Genomic DNA, 11,026 nt, shown 5'->3' with positions numbered 1-11,026 from the left:
AAGACAATGAAAATACAACGAAACATTTTATTAGCTCTATCATTCTTGTTGAGTGTGAGTGCTTTTGGACAGAGTACTGCAGATGCAAAGAAAGTGTTAGACAATGCAGCTGCCATTGTTGGACGTCGTGGTGGAGCCGCTGCTAACTTCACAATTACCGGTGGAGAGGTAGGCAGAGCATCGGGTAGTATCGCTTTAAAGGGCGAAAAGTTCAAGGCCGTAACGCCCGAAACAACTATCTGGTTCGATGGTAAAACGCAGTGGGCGTATATGAAAAGCACAAACGAAGTGAATATTTCGACGCCTAACGAAGCCCAACGCATGTCGATGAACCCTTACGCTTTCATCTCAATGTACAAGAATGGTTACCGCATGTCGATGAAAACGGTCAACAATACATACGTTGTTCACTTGCAAGCCATACACCCAGCCCGTAGCATGCAGGAATTTTATATTACCATTTCAAAGTCTTATTATCCACAACAGATAAAGATGTTGCAAGGTAAAAAGTGGGTTACGATAAACATTAGCAACTTCCGTACCGTATCACAGTCTAATTCTAACTTCCGATTTAAGCACTCTGATGCACCTTCAGCAGAGATTATTGACTTGCGTTAGAAGTATCTTTCAGGTGCAGTTTTAGTTTTTCAAGAACCCTTAGAGGTATCAGATGAACTTGGAATAGATAGAAGAGGAACAACAAGATAATCGCTTTCATTTTGTAAAGAAAGCACATGTAGAAAACGATATAAACGCTATGACGTTGCAAAAGCGATTGTTTTGTGAAGTAAAAGCGCCTATATTGCACGACAAAAGAGCCTGTTTTGCAATGCAAAACAGGCTCTTTTGTATTCTATTGATACTTAGAACGTTACGTGATTAAATCGGTTCTGAAAAATATTTACACTTTAATTGCATAACTTTAGCTTATCAGTTCTAATTTCACCTTTATACAATAAGGTAGTTGAACAGAGTGGGGTAGGTGGCTTACAACCATCTTTCGAATTCAGAAAGCGAAGCTATCTACTACATAAAGAAAGGTTTTTGCATTTGCAAAATCCTATTTTTATAAGATACTCAATGCTGTTTGGCAAAATAAACAAGTTCGTTTTTTAATCTTCTGGCTGGTTTATCAGCTCCTTGATATTGATAGATTTCAATTCATTCAGATAAGCCTCATGAATCTTTTGCACCTTATTATATATGTCACGGTTCCACACTTTTTTAGGCGAAATGCCTAAATGAGCGAACTTAGAAACAGGTGATGCATTTAAACGGGCCATCATTTCACCTATAGTAATGTTGTTTGTGTCGTGTGTTGGTGTGTATGTTATCTCTTCAGTAGTAGGAGATTGGTTCTCTGAAATAAGTTCTACCTCCTTCAATCTATAAAGAATGTCCACCGTAACACGTACAGGAATGTGAGTAGCTACCTTTATTTGCATTGCCGTATGAGGCTTTTCGCCGTTTGCAAAGCGCTGACAGATGTGGCTTAATACCGTTGCACACAGCAGCATAAGGTCGTTATGGCATATATCTCCAACATCTATCATAAACTCATAATACTCTAAATTCTGGTTGGTATAGCTGAGTTCAGCGCAAAAAAGGCAGATATACCACGACGCAAGTATCCATAACATGAACAGAGGAAGCGCTGCAAACGAACCATAGATGGCGTTATAGCTTGTAAGGAATATCTGTCCGTGAATGTAAACAGCCTGTAAACATAGCATAGCCAAGCTGGCTATCATGGCAGGACCTATTGTTTTGGTAATCTTTACCTTTGCATTGGGCATGAAAACATACAGCACAATGAACATAAGCGTAAGGATTATCCACGGCACAAGATAGCGAAGAGAGAAGCTTGCAATGGTTCCGAGGAAGCGAAGACCGTTTAAATTCTCTACGAAACTATAGAAATAGATGCTCAGACCCGACAATATGATAATGCCAATGGGTAAAAGAAACATCATAGCAGTATAGTCTATGATGACCCGACCAATGGGTCTTGCGCCCTTAACCTGCCAAATACTGTCGAAAGCATACTCTACTGTCCTTATCAAAGAGAACACACTGTAAAGCATAATCACCAGTCCGATACCGATAAAGAGTCCGGTTTTGGCATGAAGAAGATAAGATTGGGTGAGTGTAAGCAGCCAATTGGCAGCCTCAGGTTGCGCTGACAGCATCTCACGGAATAGTTTTTCGATGAATTTACCAAAGCCAAAGCCGTTCGCAATAGCGAAAATCATGGCTGCAATAGGTACAATTGCCATGAGAGTAGAGAATGATAGCTGTGTTGTAGCGGCTATATGGTCGCGTTCAAGGAAGAATTTTATGGCGAGATAGAGCTTCTGCAGCTGTTGAATAACTATATTTCTACGCTTCGACCCATGCTCTGTTTTCAACCACATTCCTGTGGTTAAGAAGTATTTTATGCTGTTTATGTCAAACTTCATTGTCGTTTCTTTTTCATAAAAAAGTAGAACTTATAGTGCAAACTTAATAAAAAAAGGTGAAATCAGCAACGATTTCACCTTTTTATATAGATATTACGATCAGCTATCTATCAAATTTATAAATTAGCTTTTAAATGCTGTTACACATCGTTTCGTAAAGTTAGTTATAATTGAATTAGCTAAATATGAAGTAAATACATAAGATAGCTACGATCAAAGCAACGATTACGAAAATCATAGTTATGCTCATATATTGGTTTTTATAACTGCTTTATCTCAACAGTTTACTTTATCAAGTCTACCGAACGTTTGATAAATTTGTCGAGTGCAGCACCTTTTAGCATACCATTTTGCAAGAGTGCGAGGTCGATAAGCTGATGTATTGCATCGTTGCCTTTGGCATAGTTTGCAATAATATCGTTCTTTTCGGCACGCTGTTTACTGAGCGATTCCTCTGTATTCTTGAGGTCATCTTTCTCTTCTTGTGTAATTTCTTCCGCCTTTTTCTTACCTTGTTCCTGGCGCAAAATGGTTTCGCGAGCCTGCAATCCCTTAATTTCGCTGAGGATAGGCTTTAGCTTTTCGGCAGTTTCAGCATTGCCTTCTTCGAGTATTCGCTTTACAATTGCGTGATCAGAGTTCAATACAATGGTGTAAGTATCAGGCATTTGTCCGTAGAAAGCCATGCCTTGTTGGTATTGGCTCATCTCTTTCATACGACGCATGTACTCGTTTTGCGTTGCCATAACAGGCTGTGCGGTTTCTCCCAAAGCCTCGATAGCTACCATAAACTCGGCTTTCTCTATCTTAGGCATCTGTGATTGGAATGCCTGAGTGAGCAAATCGGTATCGTTTTCTGCAAGTTTCTGCTCGTTATCCGCCTTCTCTTTCGCAATAATACGATCGATTACGTCAGAGTCTACACGTACAAAACGCGACTTTTCGAACTTCTGTTCAAGCATTGAAACAGCAGGAACGTCCAACTGTCCATCTGCTAATACAACCGAATAGCCCTTTGCACGTGCAGCTTCGATGTACGAATACTGTTCGTCTTTGTCGGTTGCGTAAAGATAAATAAGCATTCCGTCCTTGTCAGTCTGGTTGTCTTTGATGAGTGTGCGATACTCTTCGTATGTAAAGTTCTTGCCATCTACATCGGTAAAGAGCGAGAAATCTTTTGCACGATCGTAGAAATCTGGCTGAGAAAGCATTCCGTAGTTAACGAAAAGCTTTAGATCGTTCCACTTTTCTTCGTACTCTTTGCGGTTCTCTTTGAATATTCCGTTCAGTCGATCAGCCACTTTCTTGGTGATATACGTAGATATTTTCTTCACGTTAGCATCGCTTTGTAAGTAGCTACGGCTCACGTTCAGCGGTATATCTGGCGAGTCTATGACGCCGTGGAGTAGGGTAAGGAACTCTGGAACAATGCCTTCCACCTGGTCGGTAACGAATACTTGGTTACAATAGAGCTGTATTTTGTTACGCTGAAGCTCGATATTGTTCTTCACACGTGGGAAGTAGAGAATACCAGTGAGGTTGAATGGATAATCAACATTAAGGTGAATCCAGAACAAAGGTTCATCGTTCATTGGGAAAAGCGTGCGGTAGAAGCTCTTATAGTCTTCGTCTTTCAGTCCTGATGGAGCCTTTGCCCACAATGGTTCAACGCTGTTTATAACGTTATCTTCGTCAGTTTCAACGTTCTTTCCGTCTTTCCATTCTGTTCGTTTGCCGAAAACGACAGGTACAGACATAAACTTGCAATACTTGTTTAGCAAGCTTTCAATCTTCTGTTTCTCCAAAAACTCTTTGCAATCGTCGTCGATATAGAGTACAATATCGGTACCACGACCTTCCTTTTTGGCTTCTTCCAGCTCGAATTCAGGGCTTCCGTCACAGCTCCACTTAACCGCTTGCGCGCCATCGCGGTAGCTTTTCGTGATAATTTCTACCTTTTTAGACACCATAAAGGCCGAGTAGAAACCGAGACCGAAGTGTCCGATGATTGCTTCTGCCTTATCTTTGTATTTGTCTAAGAAGTCTGTAACGCCCGAAAAGGCTATCTGGTTGATGTATTTGTCTATTTCTTCGGCTGTCATACCGATACCGTTGTCGCTTATGGTAAGTGTTCCTGCCTTTTCATCAAGGCTAACCGAAACCTTAAGGTCGTTTGTTTCGCCTTTGAAATCGCCAGTTGTAGCGAGTGTGCGCAACTTTTGTGTTGCATCAACAGCATTAGAAACCATTTCACGAAGGAAGATTTCGTGGTCTGAATAGAGAAATTTCTTGATGACAGGGAAGATGTTCTCTGTTGTTACTCCTATTTTTCCTTTTTGCATAATTATATGTTTTATTTGTTAATTTCTGTCTGCTGATAAATTTACAAATAGTGTGCCAAAGTGTTTAAAACCTACTTTGACATCAAGAAATAGCTAGGTTATCTTGGTATATGCCCCTTCTTTAGCTTTTTAAGATCGTTATATTTTATTTAAATAGTTATACTATTGTTTGCTTAATTCTATTTAATTTTATACTTTTGTAGCGAATTAGACATAGCAAAAACCGATTATGAACTAACTAAAAATATAGCAGTCATGAGCAGCTACTATATATAATAATGTGTAAGAAATTAATTCTCATCATAAAATAACTATTCGTTGACCACATGAGCGCAAAACAAATGGTAAGTCGTGGACAGGTTCATGTCTACACGGGCAATGGAAAAGGCAAAACTACTGCGGCCTTTGGATTGGCCATAAGAGCTTGCATGGCAGGCAAAAAAGTATTTATCGGACAATTTATGAAGTCGATAAAGTACAATGAAACTCACATTGCTGAACACTTTGATAATATATCTGTAGAGCAATTTGGCAAAGGTTGCATGTTGCTTCGTGTGCCTGATGAAGAGGATAAACGTCAGGCTGAAGAAGGATTACGCATGTGTTCGCAGTACTTAAAGTCTGGAGATTGGGACATTGTAATGTTCGATGAGGTTACAATAGCTCTGCACATGGAACTTATTAGTTTGGAAAAACTGATAGAAGCGCTGGACAATCGTGCTTCGAATACCGAAGTTGTGCTTACTGGACGTTACGCTCCGCAACAGCTTATCGACTATGCAGACCTTGTAACAGATATGCAAGAAGTAAAGCATTACTATGCCAACAAAGGACTTTTGTCGCGCGATGGCATCGACAGATAAGTCGGAAAATTGCTCCATAATAGCTGTTTGTTTTTCCTAAACAATACCCAATACAACACGATAAAAACAATGTTGTTTTACGATTACGATATTGTTAAAAAGTAATAACGGCATTATTGATTTGCAAAAGTGCCTGTTTTGCGTTGCAATATAGGCACTTTTACAACGCAAAACAACCCCTTTTGCAAAACGTTCATAATCAATTAGTTATGTAATAGTCTTATTTGTGAAAAATGTTTAAATGATTTCTGCAATTCAAAACCACTACTTTTAAAAACTAATAATGGTTATGATAAATATAGAAAATAGCTTCTCCACCACCAGAGAATGATATAAACAAAGAAAAAAAGAAAAGTCCACGCCATGAGAAAATATCATCATGGCGTGGACTTTTCGTTATTTCCACAATTTAAAAGAAAAACTATTTATACAATATCTCCGCTATCATCTACTGCAACATCTTCTTCGCCACGTTTCACATCGCCAGCGTATGTAACGAAATAGAAACCTTTGTTAGGTGTCCACTCCATGCAAAATAATTGTGAAGGAGCTTCGAAACCATTGCGTTTGATATTGCGAAGCACCCAGGCCGAAGAACGATCGCATTGTTTTAAGGTGGTTTCGACAATCTCTCCATTGTTCACAAGCAAGAAAGATGCTGACCTGTTACCTGGTGATAAAACAGTAACAGAACCATTAGCCTCGAACAATACGTCTTCAACATCGAACATAGAGAAGATTCCTTTCTGGCGTAATAGCAAGCGGAACTGTTCCATTTCAAGACTGTTTCGCTTGAAATTCTTGAAGTTTATAACACCATCTTTTACAAGAAGCACGCTCTCTCCTTTTATGAAATGGCGCAAACGAGCCGACCGCATAGCAAAGCGAATGAGCATGTTGAACGCTGTCCACACTGCCAAAGCAAATAAAATATGCCACATAGACATATCTGGATTGTACAAAACACCACCGACCAAAGCACCTATCACGAAAGCACTCACGGTGTCGAGCGGTGTAATCTGTGCCAACTGCGCCTTTCCTGTTATGCGCAGAAATACCAATATGCCTATCATACCTGTGATAAGTTTCAGGGCAATATCTATGTAAGGCTGAACTAAATATATCATTTGTTTTGTATTTTATTTATTATACCATTATAAATATAGAAGTTGCATCTTTGCAACGAGGTTAAAACGGCGGTCTGTCGTCAGGCGGTGGCAGCGGGTCGTCGTTCATTTTGCTGCCAATAATTTCGCCACCGAAATCGTTTGGTAAGCCTGCAGGCATAAAACTGTCCTCGTCGGGATTGGCAAAGCGTGTGTATTCGCCACGGAACGATAGCAAAACATCGTCGGTTGCGCCTTTACGGTGCTTGGCAATAATGATTTGCGCCTTGCCATGGAGGTCGTTTCCCTTCTCGTCTTGAAAGATTCGATAATATTCGGGACGATGTACGAAGAGCACCAAGTCGGCATCTTGCTCGATGGCACCCGATTCACGCAAGTCGCTTAATTGCGGTCTTTTACCTTCTATACCATCGCGTTGCTCTACGGTACGGTTGAGCTGGGATAGTGCCAGCACAGGAATGTTCAGCTCTTTAGCTAATCCTTTGAGCGAACGACTTATGGTTGAGACTTCTTCCTGACGGCTACTGAAACGCATTCCGTTCGCATTCATCAGCTGAAGGTAGTCCACCATGAGCACCTTTATACCATGTTCGCGCACTAAACGGCGTGCTTTTGTACGCAATTCAAAGACCGACAAGCCGGGCGTATCGTCTACATAGATGGGCGCTCCATCCATTTTGCGGAGGTTATTATCGAAGCGTTCCCAATCGGCAGGGTCTAACTGACCGCTCAATATCTTACTTCCTGAGATGGAACAAACGTTAGACAGCAAGCGGTTTACGAGCTGAACGTTGTTCATTTCAAGCGAGAAGAAAGCAACAGGCACACGACTATCAATAGCAATATTCTTTGCAAGGCTCAGCGCAAACGAGGTTTTACCCATGGCAGGACGGCCCGCTATAATGACAAGGTCGGACGGTTGCCAGCCCGCAGTTATCTTATCTAATTGCGTAAAGCCCGTTGAGATACCTGTTAAGCCGCCACTATCCTTATTGTTTGCAGCCTTTAGCAACATCTCGTGCGCTTGTTTTACGATGGGATCTATCTGCGTATACTCTTGCGCCATGTTCTTTTGGGAGAGTTCAAATAGGCTTCCTTCAGCTCGTTGCATGAGTTCGTCCACATCAACAGTCTCGTCAAAGGCCGCAGTTTCTACCATAGAGGCAAACTGAATAAGCTGGCGTGCAAGGTATTTCTGAGCTAATATGCGCCCATGATATTCAATATGAGCCGACGATGCAACGTGCGAACTAAGCTCAACGATGTAGGCTGGTCCGCCCACTTCTTCTAATTCGCCACTGCGTTTCAGCTCCTCGGCCACCGTCATAATGTCTACTGGCTTCTCGTGGAGGTTCAATGACTGTATGGCACCATATATTTTCTGGTGTCGTGGGTCATAAAACGTATCCGGACGGATCATCTCTGACACAACAGTAAAGGCATCGCTGTCTATCATCAATGCACCGAGAACTACCTTTTCAATATCTAATGCCTGGGGTTGCAAGTGCCCAAACGATGTATCAATAGGCGCGGCAGAGCGTCTACGTGTACTTTTTGCGTTATTACTATTCTTTTCTGGCATAACAGCTACAAAAGTAATCAAAAATTTGGAAACTATCGCAAGTTATCCATAATGATTTTCTATCTTTGCAAAAGCTTTTAACTGAAAGCATTAAACAATTTGCCTTCCGCTACAAAACAAAAACGAAAGAAAAATGATAGTATTTCCTAATTGTAAGATAAACTTAGGTTTGAATGTGGTACGCAAGCGTAATGACGGCTATCACGACCTTGAAACGGTATTCTATCCTGTACCGCTGACCGATAAACTCGAAGCGTTTGTTGGCGAAGGAGCCGATTGTACGTGCTCGCTTTCGCTCAGTGGCAATGCCATAGAGGGTAATTTAGACGATAATCTAATCGTGAAGGCGTACAAATTGCTCGCTTCTGACTATTGTTTGCCGCACGTTGACTTCGGTTTAGAGAAGAATATTCCTTCTCAAGCGGGTCTGGGAGGTGGCTCGTCGGACGCTACTTACACCCTTAGAGTACTCAACGAACTTTGTAATTTGAACCTTGACGCTCCTACTCTACAACGTTATGCAGCCCGTTTGGGTGCCGATTGTGCCTTCTTCGTAACAGCTGAACCATCGTTTGCTACTGGAATAGGCGACGTTCTTACGCCAATGAGCGATCAATGCGCCCATCTTAAAGGCTTATATTTGCTAATCGTTAAGCCACTAGTAGCTATTTCTACGGCTCAAGCTTTCTCTTTCGTAAAACCACAATCACCTATTATAATATGTAAAGACATCGTAGCGCAACCCATTAACGATGAATGGCGCAAACACCTTAACAACGATTTCGAGCTATCTATATTTAATGTATATCCAGAAATACGCAGTATAAAACAACAACTGTACGACATGGGGGCTATGTATGCGCAGATGTCTGGTAGTGGAAGTGCCTTTTTCGGCATCTTCCAAACACGCCCTACCCTGCTGCCTGAAGTCTTTAAGGAAATGTTTACTTATATTTGTCAATTGTAAACAAATCTTTTGTGTAATGCAATTTGAATGGTTTTAGGACTGAAAATTGACTAAAACGCACCAAAACACTTGATGTATATCATTTAATTGAAATTATTATAAAAATTATAATCAGATATTTTGGAGGTTTCATAAATGTTCTATAACTTTGCAGTACAAAAGAAGAAAATTGTTTAGGTTATAATAAATAGAATAGATTGTTTAGGTTATAAAAGATTAGTTGTTTAAGTAAAGAAAAGTATTTAGGTATCAATAGGTTTTTCAAGGTATAAGATTTGTTGGATTAGGATAACATGTTTGACGCGAGATTTAGGTTTGACACCGTGAGGTGACAACCTTAATCAAGCTCAACCAAAAAAGATTTTGATTTTTATAAAGGCTTTAGCACGACGTCGGTCGTGCTTTTTTTATGCTTTCATTTTAGAATAATTGCTTGTTCTGTGCTAATCTAATTAATTGAAAAACAATTGCTTTAATTAAAATAATCTCTAACTCTTCAGAAAATAAACTTCTACTTTTATGAACACATTCCCCTATTTATCCATCATTATCTAAAAATAAATAAACCTCAGTGATATTTGTTTCTTACAAGCGTAATACTTTTGTAATGATAACAAAAAGTATTGCTTATTTCAGTTAAACAATTCTCAAATAATATTAAACTGTTTTTTTACTTTATTAAGATGATATTTTAATGTTGGTAAAATAGTTTTTTTCATGTTATTTAAAAACTTCTCACAGTTTGCCATTTTAAGCATAATGTACGATGATTTCAGCAAAAACTCGAAAAAAAACTTAATTCCTTTGATTATCTTTCAGTTTTCTTTGTTAGTTAAGAATATTTTTGTAATTTTGCAACCTGTTTGGAATAGGTATCAATTAACGAATTACAAAACTACAGATAGAAATGTCTAAGATTTGTCAAATCACAGGAAAGAAGGCACAAATTGGTTGCAATGTGTCTCACTCAAAGCATCGCACAAAGCGCAGTTTTGACGTAAACCTCTTCAGCAAGAAATTCTACTATGTAGAAGAAAGCTGCTGGATTTCATTGAAGATTAGTGCTGCTGGTCTTCGTACAATTAACAAATTAGGCTTAGATCGTGCGTTGAAGCAAGCCGTATCCAAAGGTTATGTAGACTGGAAGGATATTAAAGTTATAGGAGACTAATATCATGGCAAAGAAAGCTAAAGGTAACAGAGTTCAGGTTATACTTGAATGCACTGAGATGAAGAGTAGCGGTCTGCCTGGTACAAGCCGTTATATCACTACTAAGAATCGTAAGAATACTGCTGAACGCTTAGAGCTTAAGAAGTACAATCCGATTCTTAAGAAGATGACTCTTCACAAGGAGATTAAGTAAGCACACGTTTATAACAAATAGTTAAAGCATAATAGACTATGGCAAAGAAAGCGGTCGCTACCCTCCATGAAGGATCAACGGATGGTCGCGCATATACAAAGGTAATCAAGATGGTAAAGAGTCCTAAGACTGGAGCTTACATCTTCGATGAAAAGATGGTTCCTAATGAAGCTGTTAAGGACTTCTTTAAGAACTAAGCACTTATATTTTAAAAGTATAGAGAGGGTGTGTCAAAATTGATACATCCTCTTTTTTATGCACAAAGCTCCGACTTTCTCAAGCCAGGGCTTTGCTATTTCCTAAAGTTTTTGTACCTTTAGGC

At 39.7% G+C, this 11,026-nt stretch carries 11 protein-coding genes; 6 read left to right on the top strand and 5 right to left on the bottom strand.

Annotation, left to right across the window (positions count from 1 at the left end):
- Positions 1-6: 6 nt before the first annotated feature.
- Positions 7-618 (top strand): outer membrane lipoprotein periplasmic chaperone LolA1, encoded by a 612-nt coding sequence (gene lolA1, locus HXN26_RS04065; RefSeq protein WP_273158912.1) that lies wholly within the window; start codon positions 7-9, stop codon positions 616-618.
- A gap of 494 nt (positions 619-1,112) precedes the next feature.
- Here lolA1 and HXN26_RS04060 read toward each other — a convergent pair whose 3' ends face one another.
- Both HXN26_RS04060 and htpG read right to left on the bottom strand, forming a co-directional pair.
- Positions 1,113-2,459 carry a YihY/virulence factor BrkB family protein gene (locus HXN26_RS04060; protein ID WP_273158910.1) on the bottom strand — a complete coding sequence of 449 codons (1,347 nt, stop codon included), beginning with the start codon at positions 2,457-2,459 and terminating at the stop codon, positions 1,113-1,115.
- Between the two features lie 284 nt (positions 2,460-2,743).
- Positions 2,744-4,801, bottom strand: coding sequence for a molecular chaperone HtpG (htpG, locus tag HXN26_RS04055; RefSeq protein WP_273158908.1), 2,058 nt, complete (start codon positions 4,799-4,801; stop codon positions 2,744-2,746).
- A 326-nt stretch (positions 4,802-5,127) separates the two neighbouring features.
- On the opposite strand from htpG, the gene HXN26_RS04050 reads away from it, so the two are divergent.
- Complete coding sequence (locus HXN26_RS04050; RefSeq protein ID WP_273158906.1) at positions 5,128-5,664, top strand: cob(I)yrinic acid a,c-diamide adenosyltransferase; 537 nt, start codon at positions 5,128-5,130, stop codon at positions 5,662-5,664.
- Between the two features lie 277 nt (positions 5,665-5,941).
- On the opposite strand, the gene HXN26_RS04045 is transcribed toward HXN26_RS04050, so the two are convergent.
- From HXN26_RS04045 to dnaB, 3 genes are all read right to left on the bottom strand, one after another.
- On the bottom strand, positions 5,942-6,070 hold the full coding sequence (locus HXN26_RS04045; RefSeq protein WP_273158904.1) for a hypothetical protein: 129 nt from the start codon (positions 6,068-6,070) through the stop codon (positions 5,942-5,944).
- Positions 6,071-6,089: 19 nt separating this feature from the next.
- Entirely contained in the window at positions 6,090-6,791 is a 702-nt protein-coding gene (locus tag HXN26_RS04040) for a DUF421 domain-containing protein (RefSeq protein WP_273158902.1), read from the bottom strand.
- A gap of 61 nt (positions 6,792-6,852) precedes the next feature.
- Positions 6,853-8,373 carry a replicative DNA helicase gene (dnaB, locus tag HXN26_RS04035; protein WP_273158899.1) on the bottom strand — a complete coding sequence of 507 codons (1,521 nt, stop codon included), beginning with the start codon at positions 8,371-8,373 and terminating at the stop codon, positions 6,853-6,855.
- Between the two features lie 133 nt (positions 8,374-8,506).
- On the opposite strand from dnaB, the gene ispE reads away from it, so the two are divergent.
- The 4 genes from ispE (at position 8,507) to HXN26_RS04015 (ending at position 10,901) form a co-directional block, all read left to right on the top strand.
- Complete coding sequence (gene ispE, locus HXN26_RS04030; protein WP_273158897.1) at positions 8,507-9,340, top strand: 4-(cytidine 5'-diphospho)-2-C-methyl-D-erythritol kinase; 834 nt, start codon at positions 8,507-8,509, stop codon at positions 9,338-9,340.
- A gap of 907 nt (positions 9,341-10,247) precedes the next feature.
- Positions 10,248-10,511, top strand: coding sequence for a 50S ribosomal protein L28 (gene rpmB, locus HXN26_RS04025; protein ID WP_025000860.1), 264 nt, complete (start codon positions 10,248-10,250; stop codon positions 10,509-10,511).
- Positions 10,512-10,515: 4 nt separating this feature from the next.
- The gene (rpmG, locus tag HXN26_RS04020; protein ID WP_004364424.1) at positions 10,516-10,704 is read left to right on the top strand and encodes a 50S ribosomal protein L33; all 189 of its coding nucleotides are present in this window, start codon (positions 10,516-10,518) and stop codon (positions 10,702-10,704) included.
- A gap of 38 nt (positions 10,705-10,742) precedes the next feature.
- Complete coding sequence (locus HXN26_RS04015; RefSeq protein ID WP_014708478.1) at positions 10,743-10,901, top strand: DUF4295 domain-containing protein; 159 nt, start codon at positions 10,743-10,745, stop codon at positions 10,899-10,901.
- The last annotated feature ends 125 nt before the right edge of the window (positions 10,902-11,026 follow it).

This window comes from Prevotella aurantiaca (assembly GCF_015262605.1).
In the GTDB taxonomy this organism is placed as follows: domain Bacteria; phylum Bacteroidota; class Bacteroidia; order Bacteroidales; family Bacteroidaceae; genus Prevotella; species Prevotella aurantiaca.
The sequence above is the reverse complement of the archived record's forward strand: the minus strand, read 5'-3'. Positions and strand labels throughout refer to the sequence as shown.

Coding starts and splice junctions, on each gene's coding strand:
- lolA1 (WP_273158912.1), top strand. CDS start 7: ATGAAAATACAACGAAACATTTTATTAGCTCTATCATTCTTGTTGAGT.
- HXN26_RS04060 (WP_273158910.1), bottom strand. CDS start 2,459: ATGAAGTTTGACATAAACAGCATAAAATACTTCTTAACCACAGGAATG.
- htpG (WP_273158908.1), bottom strand. CDS start 4,801: ATGCAAAAAGGAAAAATAGGAGTAACAACAGAGAACATCTTCCCTGTC.
- HXN26_RS04050 (WP_273158906.1), top strand. CDS start 5,128: ATGAGCGCAAAACAAATGGTAAGTCGTGGACAGGTTCATGTCTACACG.
- HXN26_RS04040 (WP_273158902.1), bottom strand. CDS start 6,791: ATGATATATTTAGTTCAGCCTTACATAGATATTGCCCTGAAACTTATC.
- dnaB (WP_273158899.1), bottom strand. CDS start 8,373: ATGCCAGAAAAGAATAGTAATAACGCAAAAAGTACACGTAGACGCTCT.
- ispE (WP_273158897.1), top strand. CDS start 8,507: ATGATAGTATTTCCTAATTGTAAGATAAACTTAGGTTTGAATGTGGTA.
- rpmB (WP_025000860.1), top strand. CDS start 10,248: ATGTCTAAGATTTGTCAAATCACAGGAAAGAAGGCACAAATTGGTTGC.
- rpmG (WP_004364424.1), top strand. CDS start 10,516: ATGGCAAAGAAAGCTAAAGGTAACAGAGTTCAGGTTATACTTGAATGC.
- HXN26_RS04015 (WP_014708478.1), top strand. CDS start 10,743: ATGGCAAAGAAAGCGGTCGCTACCCTCCATGAAGGATCAACGGATGGT.